The sequence below is a fragment of the Candidatus Poriferisodalis sp. genome (assembly GCF_965262965.1).
In the GTDB taxonomy this organism is placed as follows: Bacteria; Actinomycetota; Acidimicrobiia; order Acidimicrobiales; family Poriferisodalaceae; genus Poriferisodalis.
The window spans coordinates 91,396-114,907 of sequence record NZ_OZ253573.1; the positions used below are offsets into that span (position 1 = coordinate 91,396).

A 23,512-nucleotide genomic window follows, 5' to 3' on the forward strand; every position below is an offset into this window, starting at 1 on the left:
TAGCCGTGCGACGGCTGGGCGGTCGGAGCGGTGTGCAGCCGGTAGCGACGCTGGTGCTGGGCGGAGTCTCCGTGGTGGTGTTCGCGCTGACGCATCAGCTGGGCCGGGCAGTGCCGTCCACCCCGGGATCGTTGCGATTCTCGGCCCTCGACGGATACTCCACATTCGGTCCTTACATCGCCGAACTGGGTGAGTGGTGGCGCATCGTCACCGGCACATTCCTGCACATCGACCTGAGGCATCTGTTGTTCAACATGCTGGTGCTGTACCTGCTGGGACGCCGGCTCGAACAGGTCACCGGGCGGGCCTTGCTCGTCGGCATTTATGCCGTGTCGCTCGTTGGAGGATCGGCCGGAGCGCTGTTGTTGCGCCCAGATGTCGCCGCAGTGGGCGCATCCGGAGCGGTGTACGGGTTGATGGGCGCCGCGTATCTCGTAGAACTGCTGCGAGGCGGGAACCCTTGGCGCGACGGCCTGGGCAGCCTCATTCTCATCAACGTCGCCCTGTCGTTCCTGACTCCCAACATCTCGATCGGCGGGCACCTCGGAGGCCTCGTGGCGGGGGCACTGTGCGGTGTGGCAGTCGGCGACACACGACGCCGCCGGCACCCTCCGACGCTGGCGGAGCGGCTCTCGCCAGAGCTCACCGTCGAGACGAGGACGCGCCGCTCGCCGTATCTGGTGTGGGCCCTTGTGGCACTGCTCGGCGCCGCGGCGTTCCTTGGAGCGCTGGGCGCGGCGGGCACCTGGCGCAACCCCCTGTTCTGAGGGCCTGCTCAGATCCTGCCCAGCGACACAGTCGCGCGATACTGTGCCTCATGGCCCGAGGTCGACCGGGGGCTGCTCCGACTCTCGGTTGATGACGATGGCAGCGATGACTGCCACGATGCCCGCCGCCTCGCGCAGGTTCGGAACCTGCCCAAGCCACACCAAGCCGATGAACGTTGCCGTGACTGGCAGAAGGGCTTGCAGCAGCGCGAATCGAGCTCGTGGCAGTCGCTGCATAACGAGTTGGTCGATGCCGTACGGGATGACGTTTGAGAGCACCCCCGCAGCGACGCCCCCAGCCAACAGCACAGGTGCGGTGAATGCGGTGCTCACGTCGCCGATGCCGGCGGGGACGATCATCACGGCACCGATGAGCATTCCCACGCCGAGTCCGTCGACGGCAGTGCCCGAGCGCGCAACACGATGTCCCAGCACGATGTAGCCCGCCCACAGCGTGCCCGCGATCAGTGAGAACAGGGCTCCGACCTGGGCCGCCGGAGGCGAGAAGCCGGCCAATATCACCACGCCGACGACGGCGAGCGCCAAGGCCCATCCCGAACGAACGGATCGGGTGCCCAGCGCCGCAACGGCGATGGGTCCGATGAACTCGATAGCCACCGAGTTGCCGAGCGGCAATCGGGCAATGGCCAGGTAGAAGAACAGGTTCATCAATGCCAGCGAGATGCCGAACGCTGCGGTCCAGCCCAGGTCGGTTCGCGACCACGATCGTCGCCATGAGCGTCGCAGCAACACCAGCACCGCCCCGGCGCCCGCGACGCGCAGCAGCGCCACCGTGGCGGGGCCCAGATCGTCGAACAGCTCGACTGCAGTCGCAGCACCGAGGTACTGCGAGACGGCTCCGGCCGCGAACAGCGCTTCGGGCGAGATCCGCGGTCCCCACGTCGAGCCGGCTTGCGAGGCCATGCGGTTCGTTTATCACGCAGCATTGATCTAGAGTCGGACGCGACGGATCCAGCTTGGTGACCACGTTGGTGTCTGCACAAGGCACCGACGGCTGTGCGACCAAGTGCGCCGCGCGCACGAGGCCGATCGCACAGGGTTGCCGGGCGAACTCATCGGGGAGGATTTACGAATGAGACGAAAGCACTTGACGCTGATGGCGGTGATGTTCGCGGTCTCGCTCTTTGCCGCAGCGTGCGGCGGCGAAGACCGGCCTGAGGCCGGGACGCTCGGCGTGGTCGAGGTCGAGGAGGGCGATGCCATCCAGATCCGATCACTCGAGGCAATCACCGGCGATGTTGCATTCTTCGGTCTGCCGATCGAACGGTCCACGCTTCTTGCCATCGAGGACTACGGCCCGATCCAAGGCTTCGACGTAGATCTGGGAACGACGCTCGACGACCTCTGCTCGAACGACGGCGGTCAGGCTGCCGCCCAGACCATCGTCGCTGACGAGGACGTGATCGGCGTGATCGGCACATCGTGTTCGGGAGCGGCAGTCGCCGCAGCACCGCTCATCACTGACGCCGGCATGGTCCTGATCTCGGGCGGGAACACTTCGCCTGCGCTGACCTCGGATTTGGCTGGCACGGCAGGTGAGAACTACAACGTCGGCTACTACCGCACGGCACACAATGACCTGTTCCAGGGCGCTGCGATGGCCAAGTTCGTCTTTGGCGAACTGGGGCTCACCACCGCAGCTGCTATTCATGACGGCGACCCGTACACCCAAGGTCTCGCGCAAGCGTTCGCCGATGCGTTCGAGGCGGAGGGCGGAACGGTGACCGGCTTCACCGCAGTGAACAAGGACGACACCGACATGGTGCCGGCGCTCACCGAGATCGCTGCGGGCAGTCCCGAGGCACTGTTCTTCCCCATCTTCCAGCCGGCCGGTGACTTCATCGCCGATCAGGCATCCGGAGTCCCGGGGCTGGAGAACACGGTCCTGCTCGCTGCTGACGGCTTGCTCAACACGAACTATCTGGCACTGTCGCAGACCGAGGGCATGTACTTCTCGGGTCCGGACACGCGCTTCGGTGACAATGTCAACGAGAGCACCGGCAAGACAGCCAACGACTTCCTGGCGAAGTACGAGGAGCTCTATGGCGAGAAGCCGGCGGCACCCTTCTGGGCGCACGGCTACGACGCCACCACGCTGCTGCTCGAGGCGATTGCTGCTGCGTCGCATCTCGACGGCGACACGCTGGTGATCGACCGCCAAGGCGTCCGTGATCACCTCAACAACATCAGCGGCTACAGCGGCCTCATCGGCACGATCAACTGCGACGAGTTCGGCGATTGCGGTGCGGCCCGCATCACCGTGGTGCAGAACATCGGCGGCGAGGCCAACGCCGAAGCCAGCTTGGAGAACGTCGTATTCTCCTTCGCCCCCTAAGCGGGATGAAGCCGCCCACACAAGAACTGGTTCGACCCGAGTCAGCCTTCTAGGGTCAGCTCGGTGACACCAAAACGAGGCTCCCTCGCACGGGGCGTCCCGCGTGGGGCGCCCCGCGCCGGGCATGCGGCGCGACGCACGAGGGTCGATTGGTTTCTCACGTTCCTGCGGGTGGCAGTGCTCGTTGTTCTGGCAGTCGGCGTTCTGGCGTTCATCGCCCAGGAGATCAATCCCGACAATCCGTTCGCCCGGTGGGCCAATCCTGACGCGACGGGCCTTACAGCAGCCCAATTCAGAGGCCTTGTGGTGTCCGGCGTTGCCCAAGGCTCGATGTATGGGCTGATCGCTCTGGGCTACTCGATGGTCTACGGCGTGCTGGGCTTCATCAACTTCGCCCATGGCGAGGTGTTCATGGTGGGGGCGATGACCGGCATGATCACCTCGAACAAGCTCGCCGACGCCGGACTGTGGGAGTCGAACTTCATCGGGTCGTTGCTGTTCATCGTCGTCGTGTCGATCATTGTGTCGACGCTGACCGCAGTGATCATGGAGCGCGTCGCCTATCGACCGCTGCGCGGCGCTCCGCGGCTGATTCCTCTGATCACGTCCATCGGCGTGTCGTTCTTCCTCCAGAACGCCTCGGTGGTGCTGCTCGGCCCGGCGAGCAAGTCGTACCCCGATGTGCCTGACTGGGTGAAGGCTAAACACACGTTCCTGCAGATTGAGGGCGGAAAGATCCTTGTGGTCGTGGTCGCCGCTGCGTCGATGGCGGCCCTGTGGTACTACGTCGACCGCACCAAGACCGGCAAGGCAATGCGGGCCGTGGCCGAGGACGCCGAGATAGCGGCGCTGATGGGCATCAACGTCAACCGCACCATCGTGAAGGTGTTCGCCGTCGGTGGTGCGATGGCGGGGATGGCCGGAATCCTGTGGGGGATCCTGTTCCGCAGCGTCATCCACACCACTGGTTTCCTGCCAGGCATCAAAGCGTTCAGCGCAGCAGTGGTGGGCGGCATCGGGCATCTGGGCGGCGCGATGGCAGGAGGGCTCTCGATCGGCGTCGCCGAGTCGGTGGGCCCGCTGCTCATCCTCGAGCCTCTCGGCGTCAGCGGGGTGTCGCAGCTGCGAGACGCCGTGGCGTTCTCGATGCTCATCATTGTCTTGCTGGTGCGGCCCGCCGGCTTCTTCGGCGAGCGGCTGCCCGCGGAGGATCGGACGTGAGCGCCGAAGCGCCTTCCGCTGCGCGGGATCCCGATATGGCCGTGACCTCCGCGGCTGTGGGCGACGCGGCGCCGCCGAGGCCTGCGTTCGCGCAGGACTGGCGTCGCATCGCCCGGATGGGCGCCGTGGCCGTCCTTGGGCAATTCTTCATCTCGCTGTCGAATATGCCGGTGCGGCTCGACGGCAGGGCCATCATCGAGGGGCTGCTGAGCCTCGGTTACCTGTCGCTGGTCATCGTCCCGCTGGCGATTGGCCACCGTGTCGGTCAGCAAGTCCGCCGTGAAGGCGTTCCGTATCACGCCGCAGGCGCCCACGAGATCGTCGGTGGTGCCGCGGGCGGCGCGCTCGCGGGCGGTGGGCTGTCGTTGCTGGCGATCCTGCTCGCCAACTTCGACTTGCGCGAGCCACTGGTCAACTGGAGCCCGATCCTGGCCGAACTGCTGGGGTTCGGCCGGGGCACGGCATTCGCCGTGCTTATTTGGCTGGTGATCGGAGCAGCCGTCGGGGCAGCGGCCGGGCTGGTGCGAGTGCTGTGCCCGGTCGCCCGACGCGTGCTGTGGACCATGGTGCTCGCCGTGTTCGGAGCGGCGGTACTCGAGGCGCTGGTCGAAGACCTCGCCGAGGGCCTCGGGATCGAGCCGCTGACCGACTGGTTCTACGCCTCCCGGGGAGGATTGACACCGATTGGCGCGCTGGTTCTCGCTGGGGGCTCAGGAGCGCTGGCCTTTGTCGCACGAGGGCGGGTACGCCAAGCGCGAACCCGCATTGACCAGCTCGAAGGTTCAGCGCGCCAACGAGCCAACATGATGCTGATCGCCGGTACGGGCGCACTGCTGGTGGTCCTCCCGATCTTCGCGGGCAAGCTCACCAACGAGCTGCTCGCGAACGTGGGCCTGTTCGTGCTGCTTGCGCTCGGGCTGAACATCGTCGTCGGGCTCGCGGGCATCCTCGATCTCGGATATGTCGCGTTCTTCGCCGTCGGCAGCTACACCGCAGCGGTGCTGACCGCGGCCACCTCGCCGCGCATCAGCCCGGAGCTGCCCTGGTTCGTTGCGCTCATCGGCGTCGTCGTGGTGACCGGACTGGTCGGTCTGTTCATCGGCGCCCCCGTGATCCGGATGCGAGGCGACTACCTCGCCATCGTGACGCTCGGTTTCGGCGAGATCATCCGTCTGCTGTTCCTGTCGGACTGGCTGTCGGGATGGTTCGGAGGCGCGCAGGGCATCACCAACATCCCGGGAGCAGAGATCTTCGGCCTCGCCGAGGTGTCCGGCACCGATCCTCGCAGTGTCTTCTATTTGGTGCTGGCGTTCTGTGCTGTAGCGGTCTATGTGTCGTGGCGGCTGGAGCGATCGCGCATCGGCCGGGCGTGGATGGCGGTCCGCGAAGACGAGACGGTTGCCGAGGCCATGGGCATCAACACCGTGAACGTCAAGCTGCTGGCGTTCGTGGTCGGCGCAGTGCTCGGTTCGTTCAGCGGTGCGATCTTCTCCGCCAAGGTCGGCTCGGTGTTCCCCGCCAGCTTCCTCATCTTGGTGTCGATTGTCATCCTCGTGGTGGTGATCTTTGGCGGAATGGGCAGCATCGTCGGCGTCATCGCCGGCTCGGCCGTGCTCATTGGCGTGCTCGGCGGCCCCAAGCAGCCCGGACTGCTGGCTGAGTTCTCTGAGTTCAAGCTGCTGATCTACGGGGCCTTGCTGGTGTGGATGATGCTCTCGCGACCCGAGGGGCTCATCCCAAGCGTGCGCCGCACCCGTGAGCTGCACCAAGAAGAGATGGCCCAAGACGCCTGGCTGGCCGGTCAGGTCACCGATGACGACGTTGATGCCAACGGAGCCAGTGACGCGGCCGAACGCGCGGCAGGAGAACCGGCATGAGCGCCGAATCCGACGCCGCCGCTAGCGCAACTGAACCGATCCTCGAGACGCGGGGCCTCAGCGTCGACTTCGGCGGCCTCAAGGCACTTGATGGGCTGGACCTAGCGGTGTACCCGGGCGAGATCATCTCGGTGATCGGCCCGAATGGTGCTGGCAAGACCACCCTGTTCAACGCGATCACCGCCACTGTGGCCGCCACCGAGGGCGACATTCTGTTCGAAGGCGAGTCGCTGATCGGGCTGGACCCCAACCGGGTCACCTCACGCGGCATCGCCCGGACATTCCAGAATGTGCGGCTGTTCGCCAACATGACGGTGCTCGAGAACGTCATGGTCTCCCAGCACTGCCGGACCAGCCAGAACGTTGTCGGGGCGTTGTTGTACACCAAGGCGTTCCGTCGAGAGGAAGAAGAGATCCGTCGGCGCGGAGTAGAGGTGCTGTCGTTCTTCGGCCATCGCCTCGTGGGCTACCGCTTCGACCAGCCCGCATTCACCCTGTCGTACGCCAACCGCCGTCGACTGGAGATCGCCCGCGCCATGGCGACGCAGCCCAAGCTGATCCTGCTCGACGAGCCCGTGGCGGGCATGAACCCCACCGAGTCGGCCGAGCTGACCGGCCTGATCGGGCGGTTGCGCGACGAGTGGGGCTACGCGATCGTGGTGATCGAGCACGACATGGAGGTGGTGCGCGAAGTCTCCGACCGTGTGGTCGTGCTCGACCATGGCACCAAGATTGCCGAGGGCGACTACGCGGACGTGTCGGTTGACCCGCAAGTCGTCGAAGCATACCTCGGCCGCGATGCGGCGGCAGTCTCATGAGCGGGGCCAGCGCCGCAGCAATGTCATGGGCGAGCGGGTCATGAGCGAGCAGGGGCGCGAACGGGCCGTTCCGCTCCTTGAGATGCGTGGGGTGAATGCTCACTACGGCGCAGTTCACGCCTTGCGCGATGTCGACTTGGCCATCTACGAGGGTGAGCTGGTGTGCTTGCTGGGCGGCAACGCCAGCGGCAAGTCGACGACGCTGAAGACCCTGCTGGGCATGCTCACGCCCACCTCGGGCGAGGTGGTGCTCGACGGCGAGGTCGTCAACGACCGCCCGATCAGTTACCGCGTTGCCCGTGGCATCACGATGGTTCCCGAGAACCGCCGCTTGTTCAAGCGACTCACGGTGCGCGAGAACTTGCAGCTCGGTGCCTTCCTGCGCAACGACAGCGATGGCATCGCTGCAGACCTGGAACATGTCTTCGAGCTCTTTCCGCGGGTGAAGGAGCGGTTCGGCCAGAAGGCGGGCACGCTTTCGGGCGGCGAGCAGCAGATGGTGGCGATCGGCCGAGCACTCATGTCCCAGCCCCGGGTGCTGCTGATGGACGAGCCGTCGATGGGCCTCGCACCTGCCCTGGTGCAGCAGAACTTCGAGCTGATCGCACAGATCCACGAAGCCGGGATGACGGTGTTCATGGTTGAGCAGAACGCCAATATGGCACTTGGTATCGCGGACCGGGGCTGGGTGCTGCAGACCGGCCGGGTCGTGCTCGACGACACCGCCGAGGCGTTGCTGGCGAACCCAGCTCTGCGTACCTCCTATCTCGGGGGCGGCAAGGACGGCACACCGAAGGCGAGCGACCCACAGGCAAGCGACCCACAGGCAAGCGACCCAGGGGCAATCGACCCAGGCAAGGGTGACTCGGCGCAGGGACCACCCTGCTAGGACGGGGTCTGTGAGCGACTCTGCAGACGGTTTCGTTACCGGGCTGCTGCACCCCGGGGCCATGGGTGCGACCGTTGGGGCTGCGTGCTCGGGCACTGTGCTGTGGGCCAGCGAGGACCGTTCGGAGGCGACCAGCGAGCGCGCAGCGGAAGCTGGCCTCACCGACGCGGGCGATATCGCATCGATGGCCTCGGCCGCCGACATCGTGATCTCGGTCTGCCCGCCGCACGGGGCTGAAGCGCTTGCCGACGCAGTTGCTGACGCGGGCTTTGCGGGCTGTTACGTGGATGCGAACGCAGTGTCGCCCGCCACCGCTCGGCGAATCGGGGCCCGTTTCTCCGATTTTGTCGATGGAAGCCTCATCGGCCCGCCGGCGAGGGAGCCGGGCACGACCCGGCTCTATGTGGCGGGCGATGGCGCCGACCGGGTAGTCGCCCGCTTCGAGGGTTCTGCACTGGAGCCCCGTGTCCTGTCCGGAGGCGGGGTGGGTGCCGCTTCGGCGTTGAAGATGGCCTATGCGTCGTGGACCAAGGGCACCAGCGCCCTGCTGGTGTCGGTGGCGGCGCTGGCTTGCGCCGAGGGCGTGGCCGATGAGCTGTCCGCCGAGTGGGCGTTGTCGCAAAGCGGCCTGTCACAGCGATTGACGTACACCGCGGTCGCAGTGGCACCCAAGGCGTGGCGCTGGACGGGCGAGATGGACGAGATAGCGGACACGTTCGCCGCCGCAGGCCTCCCTGACGGTTTTCACCGCGCTGCGAGCGAGGTGTACCAGCGTCTGGGGGTGTGGGCAGACGCCCGAGGTGCCTCTGTCCAAGAGATGCTCGACGCACTGCTGAGTTCGCCAGCGGTGACGCCGGACGACGGCGAGTAGTCCCGAAGCGACGCAGCTAGTTCTGCAAGGGCAGGACGGCGTTGGCGACGCCTTCGAGTTCGGCGAACCAGTCCTCGGGCTCGCCCACGAGGATCGGCACGAACTTTGACGCGCCCACATCGATGAAGCGCTGCAGCTGGTCGCGCAGGCCGTCCCAGCCGGTGGGGATGATCTCGCCGGGGTCGATCCCTGGGGCGCGCCGTTCGAGGATCGCCTTGTAGCCCGCGCTCATCTCGCCGTGGGTGTAGGGCACGAGCACGCCGAAGTGCTCGGGATCGATCCAGCGTTCGTGTCCGTCGGCTGATTCGTTGACGATCTTCCAGCCGGCCAGGGCCACGTCGGGGGTGCAGAACGACGGCAGCCATCCGTCGCCGAAGCGGCCGCACCGGCGCAGTTCGACCTCCGCGGCTCCTCCCAGCCAGATGTCCATCGGCTTCTGCGCGGGCTTGGGCAGCAGCGAGATTTCGTCGTAGTGGTACCAGTCGCCGTGATGGGTGACGGGCTCGTCTTCCCAGAAGCGCTTGAGCAGCGGCAGCGCCTCGTTGAACATCTTGGCCCGTTCACGGCGCTGCACCCCGAACGCGGCCTGCTCATGCACATCGGCGATGCCCAGCCCGAACGCGGGCAGCAGCCGGCCGTCGGACAGGCGGTCAAGGCTGGCGAGCTCCTTGGCCAGAACGGCGAGATTCCGGCCTGGCAGCACCAGCACCGACATGCCGAACTTCATGCGTTTGGAGCGGCCCGCTGCATAGGCGAGGCCGACGATCGGATCGGGGCATTCGCCGCCGAGGCGCTCGCTCAGCCACAGCGAGTCGAAACCCAGCTCTTCGAGCGCATCCACGAACGGGTCGAACGTGGCGTGGTCGTTAGTGAAGCTGCGCGTTCCCAGCCCGAAGCCGATCCGAATCTTCATGAGCCCAACGCTAGGGCACTCGACTCAATCACGGGGCGGAGCAAAGCCAAGCCGTACCCTCAGGCGGTGATGCTGGGACCGGCGCAAGGACGGAGACGCTGATGGGGCCGACGGACGAGAGCAGCACCTCGGGCAATGGGCAGATCGACTTGGTGGGGCCGTTCCGGCTGGACGGGCGCGTTTGCGTCGTGACCGGCGCATCGAGCGGTTTCGGCGTCCGGTTCGCACAGGTCTTCGCGGCCGCTGGCGCCAAGGTGGTGGTGGCGGCCCGGCGAGTCGATCGGCTCAAGGCGTTAGCTGCGGACCTGCCCGACGCTCTCGCGGTGGCATGTGATGTCGGCGACGACGATGCCTGCCGAGATCTCGTCGCACGCACGGTCGATCACTACGGCCAGGTCGACGTGCTGGTCAACAACGCCGGCGTCAGCGACGCCATCAACCCCGGCGAGGCCGCCGACGTCGACAACTTCCGCCGCGTCGTCGACATCAATCTCAACGCCTGCTTCTTGCTTGCCGGGCTCGTCGCGGCGGACATCATCGGGCGGGAATCGGCGGGCAGCATCATCAACGTGGCGTCGGTGCATGGCCACGTGGCATCCGCGCCGAACCTGCAGCCCGCGTATGCAGCTTCGAAGGCCGGTCTGGTGAATCTCACCCGCGACCTCGCTGTCCAGTGGGCGACTCGGGGCGTGCGGGTCAACGCCCTGTGCCCCGGCTACTTCGAAACGGAACTGACGGCACCGATGTTCGACGATGACCGCTCAATGGCATGGATCAGCCGGAACGCTCCGATGCGCCGGCCGGGAGTGGAGCACGAGCTGGACGGAGCGCTGTTGTTCCTGGCCAGCGATGCCAGCAGTTACGTCACGGGCAGCTCGCTGATGGTGGACGGGGGCTGGACCGCCCGATGACGTTCACGCCCCGATTCGGCCGGCGACGCTGGAGCGCACGTTGAGTAGGCTGGACATCTCGAGGTTGCAAGTCGGTGCGGCTGCGGTGGTCGCAGCATTCGGCGGGGGCATGTGGTGGGCATCGGGCCGACACCGGCGTGCGTTGAGCTCGGATTCGCTGACCGGCGTCGCCACTCGCGACGGCGCGCTTCGCCACCTGAACACTGAGTTAGTCCGTTCGGCGCGTACCGGCCGGGTGGTCGGCATCGCGTTCTGTGACATCGATGCGTTCAAGCAGGTGAACGATCAGCATGGCCATCTGGCCGGCGATTTCGTCCTCGTCACAGTGGCGCAGTGCCTCCGAGACGCCGTGCGCCCTTCTGACGTTGTTGCCCGTGTGGGAGGCGACGAATTCGTCGTGGTGTGCGGTGGGCTGCGCAGCGCCGACGACATGGTGGCCATCTTGGAACGACTGCAGGCTGCGCTCGCCCAGGCGTCTTTACACAGCGGAACCCACGACCCCTTGGCCGAGATGGATGTCACCGTCAGTATCGGCACCGCAACGGGCCGCGGCACCGAGGTGACGCCAGGTGCGTTGCTCCATGCAGCCGATCGGTCGATGTACTGCCAGAAGAGCCGACTGCCCTAGGAACAGAAGTCAACGGCGGCAGCGCACATGCCTGATCGGTCACCGTCTGTGTCACAGCGAGGTGACACACTCACAGCCGTGGCGAGGACAACCGAGCTGAGCGCCGACGATTCACGTTTCGTCGAGCTGGCTCGTCAGCTGCTTCATTGGCACGGCGCCGCCGCGCATGAGGACAACATCAGGTCCGCAGTTCGCAGCTTTCTCGTCGAGACCGGACTGACCGATCCATACGAGGTGCAATCAGAAGCCAGCCCTGACCCTCAGCGCATCACGAGACGCAGAGTCGACCTGGTGCTGTCGGATGCATTCATTGAGGTGAAGACCCGCATCGGCAGAGCCGCCGACGCGTTGACGCCCGCGATCGAACATGTGGCGCAGCTCGACGGTTACTTGTCAGTATCTCCCGACGTAAGTGTTGGGGTATTGACGGACGGCCGTCACTGGCTGCGCAGAACTGCCGGCCAGGTGGACGTTCCGGCGACGTACCCGTGGGCATTCACGCTGAGGGGCCCCGACGAGGGTGTTGAGCTATACCGCTGGCTCAACGAGTACATCTTCAGCGGTGAACGTGCGAAACCGGTTCACGCGAGCACGGTAGGCAGAGAATTCGGTCCGGGTAGCCCGGTGTACACGACCCATATTGAGCTGATCCGGCGGCTATTCGAGCATCACGGTGAAGACCGCACCGTTGCCATCAAGTACGACCTGTGGCAGGAGTTGCTGGCGGTTGCCCTCGGAGAGATCATCGGGACCGAGCCCGCCGAATCACTACACAGCTTGTTCGTTCGGCACACCTACTTGGTGTCCATGATCGGCATGATTACCCAGGCCACATTTGGCGTGGACATCGAGCGTCTGTCGGCGCACGACCCGGCGGATCTGCTCCTCGGGCGTCGGTTTTCTGCTGATACAGGCCTCGCCGGTGTGATCGAGTCGAACTTCTTCGCATGGCTGGCCGAAGTTGATGGCGGGGTCGACGTCATACGGGAAATGGCAGCGTGGGTCGCGTCCTACGACTGGTCGAGCGCCGAGTTGGGCTTGGCATCGGCGCTGTATCAGAGCGTCATACCCGCGTCAGAGCGAGAGCAGCTGGGCGAGTACTACACACCCGACTGGTTGGCGGAAGCGATGGTTCGTCAGGCGGTCACGGACCCACTGACGCATCGCGTCTTGGACCCGGCGTGTGGCTCGGGGAGCTTCCTCGTCGCAGCAATTCGGCACCTGCTCGTGGCTGCCGACAGAGCGGGCCTGACGCCGGCCGAAACGCTCGCCAAGTTGCGCCGCAACGTCATCGGCGTGGACGTACACCCGGTCGCGGTTCACCTCGCACGATCGGAATGGGTTCTGGCCTCACGCGATGCGATCGCGGACGCAGCGAATCGACCCGAATTCGCGCCTCCCGTCTACCTGGGGGATTCCCTTCAGATGATCACCCGGGCGGAAGGAATGTTGGGCCAGGTCGAAGTCAGCATCCCAGTGACGGGGGATCCGCTACGGCGCGAACTGAGATTTCCTCGGTCCCTCATCGAACGGCCTGAAATGTTCGATGCGGCCATGGAGCGTGTTGCAGCTCAAGTTCGAACTGACGGAGATTCCCGGCAAGCGCTCGTCGACGCAGGAATTCCCACGGACGAGCGCCGAGCGCTGGAACCGACGCTTGACCTCCTGAACAACCTTCACGCTGAGGGCCGCGACCACATCTGGAGTTACTACACGCGCAACGTGGTACGTCCGCTTGTGCTTGCAGAAGAGTCGGTCGATGTCGTCATCGGCAACCCGCCTTGGATCACCTACAACCAGACCATCGACCGCCTCGGTGCACGCCTGAAGCAACTCAGCGTCGGCTACGGCATCTGGGAAGGCGCCCAATTTGCCACCAATGCCGATCTCGCCGCACTTTTCTTTACCCGCTGTGCAGACCTCTACCTCGCGCCCGGAGGCGTGTGTGCCATGGTCATGCCGCACTCTGCCCTCGCTCAGGGCCAATACGCGAAGTGGCGAACTGGACGCTGGATGGGGTCTGATGCGCCGCTCAACATGAACCTCGCGCATTCGACTCCGTGGGATTTGGAGCCACTTGAGGCAAACAACTTCTTCCCGGTACCTGCCTGCGTCGTCTACGGCAGTCGGATGGAATCCAGCAGCCCGCTCCCGTCTGAAGTCGAGCAGTGGATCGGCGAAGCAGGTTCCGTTGACGTCGAGCGATCCGTGTCCCGACTGATACTCGACGAGGGATTTCAGTCGCCATACGCGGGGCGCGTCCGCAATGGCGCGACGATTTTCCCGAGGCGTTTGTTCTTCGTTGAGGAAGCACCCCTTGTCGGACCTGTCGCCGCTGCGGGGACGATTCGAGTCAGCCCACATCGTGAGTTGCCGGGTCGGGAGCCATGGCACTCTCTCGACTTCGCCGAAATCACACAGCAAACCGTCGAGTCCAAGTACTTGTTCGATGTGGCTCTGGGTGCGAGCATCGCCCCGTATTTTCACTTGCGAACATTTCCTGCACTCCTGCCAATTGCATCACAGGAGGGTTTTGAGTGGTTGCCTTCTGACCCAACTCGGCTCGATCCGGCATCGCTGTCGCCGCGAATGCGGGAGCGGTGGGCTTTCTTGTCCGATGTCTGGGAACAGCGCCGGGCGATGACTCTCGCTCGTCGGCTCGACTATGTACACGCACTGTCAGCGCAGCTGGAGTGGCGGCGGACGATCGATCGAGATAACGCAATCCGAGTGATCTACGCGTCATCAGGACATCCCACAGCTGCTGTTTGCGATGACCCGGATGTCATTGTGGAGAACTCCCTTTACTGGATGCCGGTAGGCACAAACGAAGAGGCCCACTATGTGTGCGGCATCATCAACTCTGTCGCGCTACGTGAACTCGTTGCTCCGTTGATGCCGAAGGGTCAGTTCGGCGTTCGACACCTCCATACGCACCTTTGGAAATTGCCGATTCCGAGTTATGACGGCGGTCGAACAGCGCATGTCGAATTGGCACAAGCCGCTGCGGAAGCTGCTGCGGGCGTCGAGCGTCGGATTGGCAGCGAATGCCAGCATCGTGGCGTTGACGTACTGACAGTCACGACTGCGCGCAGGACGGCACGAGAGTGGCTAGCGAGCTCGGCCGAGGGAGCTGCGGTCGAACATGCGGTACGTGGGGTGCTCGACGGCGCTTCGCGCTAGGAGCCTGCTGAGCAAGTCGGGTCTGGGTGGGTGGGGGCCTGTCTGAAAGTGTTTGTGTCGGGCGTGTTGTGACGGTCCGAGGGGTGGTTGGCGGTGTGGCGGTGGCTGTTCGGGGTCGTGTGTGTGGGGTTCGGGTTGGGTTTGGGTGTCGCGGTGGGTTGTTGGCGGTGTTTTGTGGTGGGGGTCAGTTGATGGCCCAGTGGCGGCCGTTGTGTGTGAGTCCGAGGTTGGTGAGTCGTTTGAGGTTGACTGCTGCGGCGCGGGTGGTGAGCCATTGCCGGTTTTTGTGGATGCCTCGGTAGGGGCATCTTCGGTTGTTGCGCACGAGCCACGCGATGGAGCGCTCTGCCATGGGCCGCCGGCGGCGGTAGTCATGGTCGAAGCAGTCGGTGCGGGCCAGTTTGCGGGCTGCTTTGAGGAGCTGGTGGTGGGGGTGGATTTTGATGGTGCGCCCGTCTTTGGCGGTGGTGCAGCGTGCTCGCACCGGGCATGTGCGGCAGCGGCGGCCGAAGCGGGCGGTGTCGGTGGGGCTGATCGTCACGGTGATGCCTTCAGGGCAGGTCACGGTGCCGGCGTCGATGTCGATGTCGAAGTCGTCGATGCTGTACCCGCCGTCGACCGCGGTCTGGATCGGCGGCGGCTTGATCACAGCGGTCATCTCGCGTTCGGCGAGATGAGCGCGCAGATCCCCGGTGCCATACGCGCTGTCGCCGTACACCTCGGTGCCCGCCGCCTCGTCGGCGATCAGGCCGGGCGCGGCCCGCGCGTCGCCGACATCGCCCGCGGTGAGGTCCACTGCGGTGATCAGACCCGTGTCGGGCTCCGCCGCGATGTGGGCCTTGTAGCCGTCCCGGTAGACGCTGCGCGACTTATGCACATGACGCGACTCGGGATCCACCACCGAGATCACTCGCCCCGGCGCGGTGCGCCGCGCGATGCGCCACCGCCCCGGACCGTCGCCGGGCTCCACGTCTTGGCCCGCCACCAGCGCCAGCAACGCCACCGCGTCGCCCTGAGCGTCGTCCAATTCGAGATCTTCTGCTGTGCCGATCAGCTCCAGTGCGTCGTCGACGAGCTCGCTCACGAGCCGTTCCACGTCGCCGGGATCGCCCCAGTCCACCACCGCCCCGCCGGTGTCGAGATTGCGTTCGCGCACCCACACATCGGCGAGCCCGCCGTGGAGCTTGCGGACCCGCCGGATCTGGTTCACCAGCATCGTGACGGTGTCCTGACGGGCCACAGCGTCATCAAGAACCGTGGAATCGAGCACCCGCCGATGGCTCTTCGCTACCGCGCCGCACTCAGCGATCAACTCGCTCACCACCCGGAACACCCGATCAGGATCACCGCTCGCACGCAGCCGATTGCGCCACAACGTCAGCACCGTGTGATGGAACGCCTCATCAGTCAACGCCAGACCCGCAGCAGCCTTCCACGCGATATCAGTCGCCAAACGCCGGCACGCCTGCCGATCCGACAAGCCCTCGAGCGCCTGGAGCACCATCACCACCGCGACCACCTCGCCAGGCACCGACGGACGCCCCCGACGCGACCCGAACAAATCAGCGAACAACCCGTCAGGAAACAGACGACTGCGATGCTCAGCCAAGAACGCATGCACCGAGCCCACGCCCACCAGATGCCCGCACAACGCCCGCGCATCCAAAAGCTCACGATCCAAACGGCACGAACCCTGCATGCACACATTCTCCCGCGCGCACACCCCCAACACGCGGAAATCCGCCCCAATAAATCAGCAGGCTCCTAGCTGATCGCCGGGGTTCCTTCGAAGTTGCCGGGATCGCCAGGGCCCGGCAACACGGGGCGGACCCGCCAGTCCATGGTCTCCTCGGCACGTGCGATGACCGCTGACCATTCCGCGGCATCCCAGCCTTGAGCGGATCCGAGCACGCTGGCGTCCTGGGCGAGGTGCACGAGCGCGGGGACGCGCTCGAGGCCGAGGGAGCGCACAAACTCCCGATCTGGATCCAGCAGGACCAAGTGCTCATCCGCGAATCGGCCGAGGAAGCTCTGAGCGCCTTCGGCGTCGCTGCACACCACGAAGGCGCAGCGCATGTCGGCTTCCTCATAATGCAGGAAGATCCGAGACGCAGTCGGCAGGATCCAGCCGCTCTGGTGCGTGTAGGGGTCGATGACGACCGCCAGCAGGTTGAACACCACCAGCCACTCGCCCAGCGTGTGACCGTGGCCGCTCATGGTCTTGAGCGTGATGTCAGCGGATGGGGCTGCGAGCACGGCAGGCAAGTTACCGCGCGGCGTGGCTGCGGCCACGCTTCGCGGGCGAATTCAGATCGGCAAGCGCACGAGCTCTGCCGCGTATGGGCAGTCTTCGCGCTGCCAGCCGGCAGCCGTCTCGACGCCGCCGGGGCCGACGATGCGGCTGAACAAGCCGAGGGGAACGACTTCCTCATCAGCTTCCCAAGGCTCGTCATCGGCCACGGTCCGCGCCGCCACCTCATAGAAAGGTGCCGGCAGCGCACGGCCTGCTCCGACCGCGCACCAGACCTCCACGCTGCTCACATACGCCACCGCTGCGGCTGCATGCGAGCCACTGGCTGCGATGACGCCGTCGGGACCGGCTGCTGCCGCCTCGATGAGGATCACATCGGCGGTTGAGCACGCAGCGGACAGGCCTGCCAAAGGCACGTCGGTTACCGCGCAGCCCTGTCCAGAGAGCCGCCGGGCCAGTCCTGCGCCCTCGCCGTAGGCATCGATCACCCGCAACCTCACGTCGGGGCGGCTTTCGAGGCGGTCAGCGACGAGATCGGGCCAGCCCAGCAGGCACACGGACGCATCGTGAGGCAGGCCGGCAGCGACATGATCTGCGGTGGCATCCGAGCGCAGCTCGGCCACGAACTCGCGTGCGGCACGATGCGGCTGCGGCGACGCGCACACGCGTGCCGCCATCGACCACAACGCTCCGGCGATGGGGTAGCGGTTCAGGATCCGACGGCAGACCGTCACCAATTCCAGCGGGTCCGATGCGAGCGCCCCGAGCGCCGCGGCCGTCTCGCGCACGAGCATGTCCTGGGAGATGTCGCCCGCGCGGGCCACGTAGCGCAGGTGCTCGATCGGGTGCACGCGCGAAAGCTAACCGCGTTGACTGGCCCGCTGGAAGACGCGTCAGCGGCGACCGTCGTAGATCAGGCTGCCTGCTGGGTCTGCAGGCGGCGAGCGATCACCTTCAGGCACAGCGTTTCGTCGGCGCCTTCGAAAATGGACAGCACGCGGGCGTCCACGAACAGCCGGCTCACCGTGTATTCCTCCGCGAAGCCGAAGCCGCCGTGGATCTGCTGGGCCTCACGCGTCACCCACTCTGCGGCCTTGCAGACGTACGCCTTGATCATCGACGCTTCGAGCGCACCGCCGCCCCGCGCCATCATCTTGGCCACTTCGTAGCTGTATTGACGGGCCGCAGCGATGATCGCTGCCATCCGGCCCAGCTTGGCCTGGGTGAGCTGGTACTCGGCAATCGGCTGGCCGAAGACACGCCGCTCGGCCGCGTAGGCCTTCGCCTCGTCGAAGGCGGCCTGCATGACTCCTACGGCGCGCGCTGCAGTCTGAAGGCGGCCGTTCTCGAAACCGGCCATCTGAAGGTAGAAGCCCTGCCCCAGCCCGTCGTCGCCGCCGATGAGATTCTCTGCGGGCACGAACCAGTCGTCGAAGGCGATCTCGAAGCTGTGCATCCCGCGGTAGCCGAGCGTCGGGATGGCGCGGCCTTCGATCGTTCCGCCGCGGTCGTCAGTGAACTGGAACGAGTGCCCCTCAGCCTGCGGCTTGGGAACGATGAACAGGCTCAGTCCCCGGTGCGCCTTACGGCGATCGGTGTCGGTTCGTGCCAGCAGCATGATGACGTTGGCGCGGCCCGCGAACGTGCACCACGTCTTGGTGCCTGAGATGAGCCAGCCGCCTTGCGTCGGCGCGGCGGCCACCACGAGGTTGGCCACGTCACTGCCGTAGTCGGGTTCGGTCACAGCGACGGCGACCATCGTCTCGCCTGTGGCGATGCGCGGGAACCAATGCTTCTTCTGCTCCTCGGTGCCGCCGCGTTCCAGTGCCCGAGTCAGGATCTCCGGGCGAGTGATGAGCGATCCGCCCGCACCGAGCGAGGCTCGTGACAGCTCTTCGGTGGCGATCACCATGCCGAGGTAGTCGCTTTCGGAACCCGACGCGAAGCCGCCGTATTCCTCAGGCACCGACAGGCCGAAACAACCCAGCTCGGCCAGTCCCGAGATCAGCTCTTCGGGAATGTCGGCGTCGCCGCGGTGGATGTGCTCGGCAGCGGGAGCGATTTTGTCCTCGCCGAAGCGGCGGAATGTCTCGGCCACCAGCTCAAAATCCTCGTCGAGGTGGCTCGGTGCTGCCACATCGGCCAGCGTGGCCACGTAGGACGGGTTGCGGTACGCGGCCACGAACCCGCGGGTTGCATCCAGTGCACCCGGCTCGAGGCCCCACTCGGCCTCGCGGGCGAACAGCCGGGTGTTGAACTCGCCGAGGGCATCGGCGATGAATCCGCACGCCAGCTGAGCCTCAGCATCGCCCTTCGCGCCCCAGTCGAGCAGTGAGCCGCAGATCTGCATGGCGGACGCGGCGTGGGCGAGGTCGTACAGGAAGCACTGGTGCGCATCGGCGTCACCCAGCCCTGCGGCATGGTCAGTGGCCCGGGCAATCGCCGCGGCTCCCGCTGCCAGCGCGTCGGCCGCAGCCGCAAGGTCCGGTTCTGCGGGTCCCGCGTTCGTCGCCCCATGTGTCATAGCCGCACAGGCTAAAGCCCACTCCCTCAAGCGACCCGGCCGCCGACCCTGGTCGGCGGGGGTCCGCCGAGACTTTGTGCAAATATGCCGCTGCAGGCGGCAATTCTGCGCAGAGAAAGCGTGACGCTCTTGTCGACCCGGTCAGCGGAGGTCGTGCGCCGTACGATGATCCGACCCTTCCCACAGCACCACTTCGCGGAGGTTCCCGTGACCGTCCATGACCGCCCCTTCGGGCGCTATTTCGAGGACTTCGAGATCGGTGACGTGTACCGGCACTGGCCGGGCAAGACCATCACCGAGGCCGACGATCACCTGTTCTGCATGATCACCATGAACCACCACCCGCTGCACACCAACGAGTGGTTCGCCCAGAACGAGACCGTGCACGGCCGCAACGTGGTGGTCGGCAACCTCGTCTACTCACTGGTATTGGGCATGAGCGTGCCCGACGTGAGCGGGGCTGCCATTGCCAACCTCGAAGTGGAAACCCTCACCCATCAGCGCCCCACCTTCCACGGCGACACCATCTACGCAGTCACCAAGGTGCTCGACAAGCGCGAGTCGGGTTCGCGTCCCGACAGGGGAGTCGTGACCGTTGAGACTCGGGCCTTCAATCAGCGCTCAGAAGAGGTCTGCTACTTCCGGCGCAAGGTGATGATCTGGAAGCGTGACGCCGGTCCGACGCGCCAGTTCCCCTACACAGATGAGGCCGCCGTCGGCGAAGGTTGATCGCTTGCGCCATCTCGCGCTGGCGCAGTGGGCCGCAGCCGAGCGGCGTGACCTGCCGTGGCGGCAGACACGCGACCCGTGGCTCGTGCTCGTCTCTGAGGTGATGCTGCAGCAGACCCAGGTGGACCGTGTGCGGCCGCATTTTGTGGCGTTCGCGCAGCGTTGGCCGACACCGGAGAGCTGCGCGCAGGCGTCACTCGCTGAGGTTCTGTCGGCATGGCAGGGCTTGGGCTATCCGCGCCGGGCACGCAACCTGTGGCGTGCCGCGGGGATGATCACCGAACAGCACGGGGGCGGAGTACCCGACGGCCTCGATGACTTGTTGGCTCTCCCCGGCGTGGGGCCGTACACCGCTCGGGCCGTGCAGGCGTTCGCGTTCGGCGCCGACGTCGGCGTCGTCGACACCAATGTGGGTCGCATCCTGGCTCGCTGGACCGGCCGCCGCCTGACTCCCGCTGAAGCGCAGCGGATAGCCGACGACTCCGTGCCCGCAGGCGAAGGCTGGTCGTGGAACCAGGTCATGATGGATCTCGGTGCTCGGGTCTGCACCAGACGAGATCCGCAATGCGATGCGTGTCCGGTGTGCGCCTGGTGCGCCTGGACTGGGTCCGATGCACCCGATCCCGCGGAGCGCAGCGCAGGCACAAGCACGCGCCAGCCCCGTTTCGAAGGCAGCGACCGTCAGGCGAGGGGGAGACTGCTCGCAGCGCTGTCGTCCGCACACCTCGAACGAGACCAAGCCGCTGCGGCAATGGGCCTCGAGCACGATCTCCAGCGCACGGAACGACTCGTGGCGGATTTGATTGCCGAAGGACTCATCACGTCCCGAATCGACCACCTGAGACTGGGTTGACTAAGCGGCTACCAGCTGCTCGATCAGCTCGTCGAAGGCTTTGTCGGCGATGGCGACCATCTCGTCGTCGGTGCGGTCCTGGATGGGGTGTTCCACCCACACGGCCGCAGGGTCGAAGCCGAGGGCCTTGCCCTGTACTTGCGCCCCGTCGACGAACTGGACGGTGGCGACGAAGACGGACGGAATGCCGCGGCGTTCCAGATCAGCGATGTCATGCACACTGCACGACGTGCAACTGCCTCAATCGGCTAACGCTTCGATCACCACGTCGCACTTGGTGGCGATCTCGTGGCGCAAGTCGACCGGCGCCGGCTTGGTGAACGTGGGCTTGGCGTAGCGCTCGACGCGCATGCCTCGCTCGGTCAGCCGATCTTCCAGCCGGTTCAGGAACCGGTCGCCGCGGGGCTTGCTGATGTCCAGCAGTCCCACGGTGAGGCCATCCAGCGAGTCGGGCCGCGTCACGCGTTCGCGGTGCGCAGGCGCCGCCTCGTTGGTTGGGTCCAAAACGACAGTGCTCATGAGGTCCCCCCTGTGTTGGATCCGGTGGGCACGTCCTGATCGACTGTAGTCGCTTGTCTTCAGATTTCCCGGAGACGAGTGGTGCTGTTAGCGCCAGGGATCGATCTCGACGCACACGGGTTGGGATCCAACATCGCCGTTCACCCAACCGCCGATGACCGCCGAGAACAGGCCGGCGCCTCCACCGCAGTGCACGAGGTGCAGGCCGCCCTCACGGAACTTGGGAAGGTCCGTCTCGGCCAGGAACTCAGGGACCCCTTCGGCGATGCCGCCGGCGCCGCGCACCAATTCGGCGCCGGGGCGGGTCGTCAGCTCGTTGATGCGCTGTGCTGTGTGCTGGCGGGACCAGCCGCTGTCGATGAAGACACGGGAGTGGTCGGGTGCCACCGCCAGGATCGCATCGAAACCCAGCACCAGCTTGGGGTGGTGGATTGCGTTCAGCGCGGCCGCCAGCGTGCGCGCCAGCGATTCGGGATCGCGAGACGCCTGGTCGACGACCGAGCGGGGCGCTTCGCCGGGGAAGGCCGTCACCGTGTTTGCTCCGGCTTCGAAGCCGAAGTCTGTGCACAGCGGATCCCAGCCGGTGCCGCCGTCGCCGTCGCCGTCGCCCTGCGCACTCTCGATCCCGCCTTCGATTTCAGCGAAGCAGAAGCCCACCTTGCCGGGCTGGCCCAGCGCTGCCCGGTCAACCTCGCCGGGCCGGCCCCCGCCGACGTTTCGCACGATCAGCTGCACCGCCCGGCCGATCGTGCTGTTGGCCCGGTTGCCCTGACCGAAGACGTTGATGCCGTTGTTCATGCCGATCTGGCGCGCGATGGGGCCGTTGACGATGAACACAGGCCCTACGGGCATGGTGGTGGCCAGCATTCCGTGCATGTTGAACGTGCTGTTGCACACAGCAGTGAGTGCAGCCAGCACCACCGGGAAGTACTCGGGCCGGCAGCCAGCCATGACGGCGTTCACGGCCGCCTTCTCAACTGTGCAGTCAGCAAGATCGGGCGCGACGTTGGCCACCACCTCTTCGGGGGAGCGCGTCGTGCCCGTAAGCATTGCCGCCACCCGTTCGGCGGTCGGGGGCACGAGCGGCAAGCCGTCAGACCAGCCGCAGTCCAACATCGCCTCTTGGACGTCCTCCTGGCTGCCGAACTCGACGCGGCGGGCGCTCATCGCTGAGCCGCCGAATCGGGCTTCGAGAGCGTCAGCGTGAGCTGGATCCACCGACAGCGAGCCGCATCCGGGGCGCATCTCGGGCAGGCCGTCTCCCAGCTCGTCGAGGTCGGTGAACGACTCCCACTCTGTCCGCGACCAGCCCACGATGCGTCCGGCTTCGGCGCCGTCAGCAAAGCGCATCAGCGTCGGCACCGTCTCAATGTCGTTGTGCCACGAGAAGTCCAGGTCAGCGTCGTGCTTCCGGACTGACACCGTCTCGGGAAACGCAGGATCATCCTGAGTGAATACCGTCAGCACACCCCGGGTCTCGATGTCGCCCAGCACTGGCGCAATCAGCTCACATGTCGGGCAGTCCCGCTTCACGACGGCAACAAAGCCTTCGCGTAGCGCACCCGCTGCATCGCCGCTTGTTGTGGTCCCGCCTGCCTTCGAACTCATGGCCGGAGACTACATAGGGCCATGCAGAACGGACCGGGTGCTGCGAGCTCCAACGGAGACGGGGAACGGCCCCGGCGGCGTGTCTAGGGTTGCAGCCGTGACTGACGCAAGCGACCAGCCGTCCATCGATTCCGGGCTCTTCCGCAACGTGCTCGGGCACTTCCCGACCGGCGTTGCCGCCGTGACGGCCGTCAACGAGGGCCGTCCCGTCGGCATGGCCATCGGCTCGTTCACGTCGGTGTCGCTGGATCCGCCGTTCGTGGCATTCCTGCCCACCAAGGACTCCACGTCGTGGGCCGACATTCGTGCGGCCGGCTCGTTCTGCGTGAACGTCATGGCCCAGGATCAGATGGTTACCTGCGGCGTCATGGCCAGCCGAGCTGATGACAAGTTCGTCGACGTGAAGTGGCGGCCGGGACCGACAGGCGCACCGATTATCGACGGCTCGATCGCCTACATCGACTGCACCATCGAGGCGGTCTACGACGGGGGGGACCACGACATCGTGGTTGGACGTGTCGTGGAGCTCGATGCGCTTGACGCCAAGGACCCTCTGCTGTTCTGGAAGGGTGGCTACGGCACCTTTGCCTGAGG

At 65.8% G+C, this 23,512-nt stretch carries 21 protein-coding genes; 13 read left to right on the forward strand and 8 right to left on the reverse strand.

Features of this window, described 5'->3' with window-relative positions:
- Positions 1 to 5: 5 nt before the first annotated feature.
- The gene (locus ACQY5K_RS00575; protein WP_428119106.1) at positions 6 to 767 is read left to right on the forward strand and encodes a rhomboid family intramembrane serine protease; all 762 of its coding nucleotides are present in this window, start codon (positions 6 to 8) and stop codon (positions 765 to 767) included.
- 48 nt (positions 768 to 815) lie between these two features.
- Here the strand turns inward: ACQY5K_RS00575 and ACQY5K_RS00580 are convergent, their stop codons facing one another.
- Entirely contained in the window at positions 816 to 1,691 is an 876-nt protein-coding gene (locus ACQY5K_RS00580) for an EamA family transporter (RefSeq protein WP_428119108.1), read from the reverse strand.
- A 169-nt stretch (positions 1,692 to 1,860) separates the two neighbouring features.
- Here ACQY5K_RS00580 and ACQY5K_RS00585 point away from each other — a divergent pair, with 169 nt between their 5' ends.
- The 6 genes from ACQY5K_RS00585 to ACQY5K_RS00610 all read left to right on the forward strand — a co-directional run bounded on the left by ACQY5K_RS00585 (position 1,861) and on the right by ACQY5K_RS00610 (position 8,799).
- The gene (locus ACQY5K_RS00585) at positions 1,861 to 3,123 is read left to right on the forward strand and encodes a branched-chain amino acid ABC transporter substrate-binding protein (RefSeq protein WP_428119110.1); all 1,263 of its coding nucleotides are present in this window, start codon (positions 1,861 to 1,863) and stop codon (positions 3,121 to 3,123) included.
- Positions 3,124 to 3,294: 171 nt separating this feature from the next.
- Positions 3,295 to 4,344, forward strand: coding sequence for a branched-chain amino acid ABC transporter permease (locus ACQY5K_RS00590; protein ID WP_428119112.1), 1,050 nt, complete (start codon positions 3,295 to 3,297; stop codon positions 4,342 to 4,344).
- Complete coding sequence (locus ACQY5K_RS00595) at positions 4,341 to 6,221, forward strand: branched-chain amino acid ABC transporter permease (RefSeq protein WP_428119114.1); 1,881 nt, start codon at positions 4,341 to 4,343, stop codon at positions 6,219 to 6,221. Before ACQY5K_RS00590 ends, ACQY5K_RS00595 begins: the two co-directional genes overlap by 4 nt.
- Positions 6,218 to 7,039 (forward strand): ABC transporter ATP-binding protein, encoded by an 822-nt coding sequence (locus ACQY5K_RS00600; RefSeq protein ID WP_428119116.1) that lies wholly within the window; start codon positions 6,218 to 6,220, stop codon positions 7,037 to 7,039. Before ACQY5K_RS00595 ends, ACQY5K_RS00600 begins: the two co-directional genes overlap by 4 nt.
- Positions 7,020 to 7,928 carry an ABC transporter ATP-binding protein gene (locus ACQY5K_RS00605; RefSeq protein WP_428119118.1) on the forward strand — a complete coding sequence of 303 codons (909 nt, stop codon included), beginning with the start codon at positions 7,020 to 7,022 and terminating at the stop codon, positions 7,926 to 7,928. Before ACQY5K_RS00600 ends, ACQY5K_RS00605 begins: the two co-directional genes overlap by 20 nt.
- Before the next feature lie 10 nt (positions 7,929 to 7,938).
- The gene (locus ACQY5K_RS00610) at positions 7,939 to 8,799 is read left to right on the forward strand and encodes a DUF1932 domain-containing protein (protein ID WP_428119120.1); all 861 of its coding nucleotides are present in this window, start codon (positions 7,939 to 7,941) and stop codon (positions 8,797 to 8,799) included.
- 16 nt (positions 8,800 to 8,815) lie between these two features.
- On the opposite strand, the gene ACQY5K_RS00615 is transcribed toward ACQY5K_RS00610, so the two are convergent.
- Positions 8,816 to 9,712: an LLM class flavin-dependent oxidoreductase gene (locus tag ACQY5K_RS00615; RefSeq protein WP_428119122.1), complete on the reverse strand. Its 897-nt coding sequence runs from the start codon at positions 9,710 to 9,712 to the stop codon at positions 8,816 to 8,818.
- A gap of 101 nt (positions 9,713 to 9,813) precedes the next feature.
- On the opposite strand from ACQY5K_RS00615, the gene ACQY5K_RS00620 reads away from it, so the two are divergent.
- The 3 genes from ACQY5K_RS00620 (at position 9,814) to ACQY5K_RS00630 (ending at position 14,434) form a co-directional block, all read left to right on the forward strand.
- Positions 9,814 to 10,623 carry an SDR family NAD(P)-dependent oxidoreductase gene (locus ACQY5K_RS00620; protein ID WP_428119124.1) on the forward strand — a complete coding sequence of 270 codons (810 nt, stop codon included), beginning with the start codon at positions 9,814 to 9,816 and terminating at the stop codon, positions 10,621 to 10,623.
- Positions 10,624 to 10,663: 40 nt separating this feature from the next.
- Positions 10,664 to 11,251 (forward strand): GGDEF domain-containing protein, encoded by a 588-nt coding sequence (locus ACQY5K_RS00625; protein ID WP_428119126.1) that lies wholly within the window; start codon positions 10,664 to 10,666, stop codon positions 11,249 to 11,251.
- Positions 11,252 to 11,329: 78 nt separating this feature from the next.
- Entirely contained in the window at positions 11,330 to 14,434 is a 3,105-nt protein-coding gene (locus ACQY5K_RS00630) for an N-6 DNA methylase (protein ID WP_428119128.1), read from the forward strand.
- 184 nt (positions 14,435 to 14,618) lie between these two features.
- Here ACQY5K_RS00630 and ACQY5K_RS00635 read toward each other — a convergent pair whose 3' ends face one another.
- The 4 genes from ACQY5K_RS00635 to ACQY5K_RS00650 form a co-directional block, all read right to left on the reverse strand.
- A complete protein-coding gene (locus ACQY5K_RS00635) occupies positions 14,619 to 16,133 on the reverse strand; it encodes an IS1182 family transposase (protein WP_428119130.1) in 1,515 nt (504 codons plus the stop codon).
- A 65-nt stretch (positions 16,134 to 16,198) separates the two neighbouring features.
- Positions 16,199 to 16,690 (reverse strand): hypothetical protein, encoded by a 492-nt coding sequence (locus tag ACQY5K_RS00640; RefSeq protein ID WP_428119132.1) that lies wholly within the window; start codon positions 16,688 to 16,690, stop codon positions 16,199 to 16,201.
- A gap of 51 nt (positions 16,691 to 16,741) precedes the next feature.
- The gene (locus ACQY5K_RS00645; RefSeq protein ID WP_428119134.1) at positions 16,742 to 17,536 is read right to left on the reverse strand and encodes a hypothetical protein; all 795 of its coding nucleotides are present in this window, start codon (positions 17,534 to 17,536) and stop codon (positions 16,742 to 16,744) included.
- 62 nt (positions 17,537 to 17,598) lie between these two features.
- Positions 17,599 to 19,209: an acyl-CoA dehydrogenase family protein gene (locus tag ACQY5K_RS00650; protein WP_428119136.1), complete on the reverse strand. Its 1,611-nt coding sequence runs from the start codon at positions 19,207 to 19,209 to the stop codon at positions 17,599 to 17,601.
- Between the two features lie 207 nt (positions 19,210 to 19,416).
- Between ACQY5K_RS00650 and ACQY5K_RS00655 the strand changes: the two genes are divergently transcribed.
- Positions 19,417 to 19,938 (forward strand): MaoC family dehydratase, encoded by a 522-nt coding sequence (locus ACQY5K_RS00655; RefSeq protein WP_419922448.1) that lies wholly within the window; start codon positions 19,417 to 19,419, stop codon positions 19,936 to 19,938.
- Positions 19,913 to 20,791 carry an A/G-specific adenine glycosylase gene (locus ACQY5K_RS00660; RefSeq protein WP_428119138.1) on the forward strand — a complete coding sequence of 293 codons (879 nt, stop codon included), beginning with the start codon at positions 19,913 to 19,915 and terminating at the stop codon, positions 20,789 to 20,791. The genes ACQY5K_RS00655 and ACQY5K_RS00660 overlap by 26 nt, the downstream gene beginning before the upstream one ends.
- On the opposite strand, the gene ACQY5K_RS00665 is transcribed toward ACQY5K_RS00660, so the two are convergent.
- Together ACQY5K_RS00665 and ACQY5K_RS00670 are read right to left on the reverse strand one after the other, a co-directional pair.
- Positions 20,792 to 21,310 (reverse strand): UGSC family (seleno)protein, encoded by a 519-nt coding sequence (locus tag ACQY5K_RS00665; protein ID WP_428119140.1) that lies wholly within the window; start codon positions 21,308 to 21,310, stop codon positions 20,792 to 20,794.
- A gap of 87 nt (positions 21,311 to 21,397) precedes the next feature.
- The gene (locus ACQY5K_RS00670) at positions 21,398 to 22,918 is read right to left on the reverse strand and encodes a thioredoxin family protein (RefSeq protein ID WP_428119142.1); all 1,521 of its coding nucleotides are present in this window, start codon (positions 22,916 to 22,918) and stop codon (positions 21,398 to 21,400) included.
- Positions 22,919 to 23,015: 97 nt separating this feature from the next.
- Between ACQY5K_RS00670 and ACQY5K_RS00675 the strand changes: the two genes are divergently transcribed.
- Positions 23,016 to 23,510: a flavin reductase family protein gene (locus ACQY5K_RS00675; RefSeq protein ID WP_428119144.1), complete on the forward strand. Its 495-nt coding sequence runs from the start codon at positions 23,016 to 23,018 to the stop codon at positions 23,508 to 23,510.
- Positions 23,511 to 23,512 lie beyond the last annotated feature (2 nt).

Coding starts and splice junctions, on each gene's coding strand:
- ACQY5K_RS00580 (WP_428119108.1), bottom strand. CDS start 1,691: ATGGCCTCGCAAGCCGGCTCGACGTGGGGACCGCGGATCTCGCCCGAA.
- ACQY5K_RS00585 (WP_428119110.1), top strand. CDS start 1,861: ATGAGACGAAAGCACTTGACGCTGATGGCGGTGATGTTCGCGGTCTCG.
- ACQY5K_RS00600 (WP_428119116.1), top strand. CDS start 6,218: ATGAGCGCCGAATCCGACGCCGCCGCTAGCGCAACTGAACCGATCCTC.
- ACQY5K_RS00605 (WP_428119118.1), top strand. CDS start 7,020: ATGCGGCGGCAGTCTCATGAGCGGGGCCAGCGCCGCAGCAATGTCATG.
- ACQY5K_RS00615 (WP_428119122.1), bottom strand. CDS start 9,712: ATGAAGATTCGGATCGGCTTCGGGCTGGGAACGCGCAGCTTCACTAAC.
- ACQY5K_RS00620 (WP_428119124.1), top strand. CDS start 9,814: ATGGGGCCGACGGACGAGAGCAGCACCTCGGGCAATGGGCAGATCGAC.
- ACQY5K_RS00635 (WP_428119130.1), bottom strand. CDS start 16,133: ATGCAGGGTTCGTGCCGTTTGGATCGTGAGCTTTTGGATGCGCGGGCG.
- ACQY5K_RS00650 (WP_428119136.1), bottom strand. CDS start 19,209: ATGACACATGGGGCGACGAACGCGGGACCCGCAGAACCGGACCTTGCG.
- ACQY5K_RS00660 (WP_428119138.1), top strand. CDS start 19,913: ATGAGGCCGCCGTCGGCGAAGGTTGATCGCTTGCGCCATCTCGCGCTG.
- ACQY5K_RS00670 (WP_428119142.1), bottom strand. CDS start 22,918: ATGAGTTCGAAGGCAGGCGGGACCACAACAAGCGGCGATGCAGCGGGT.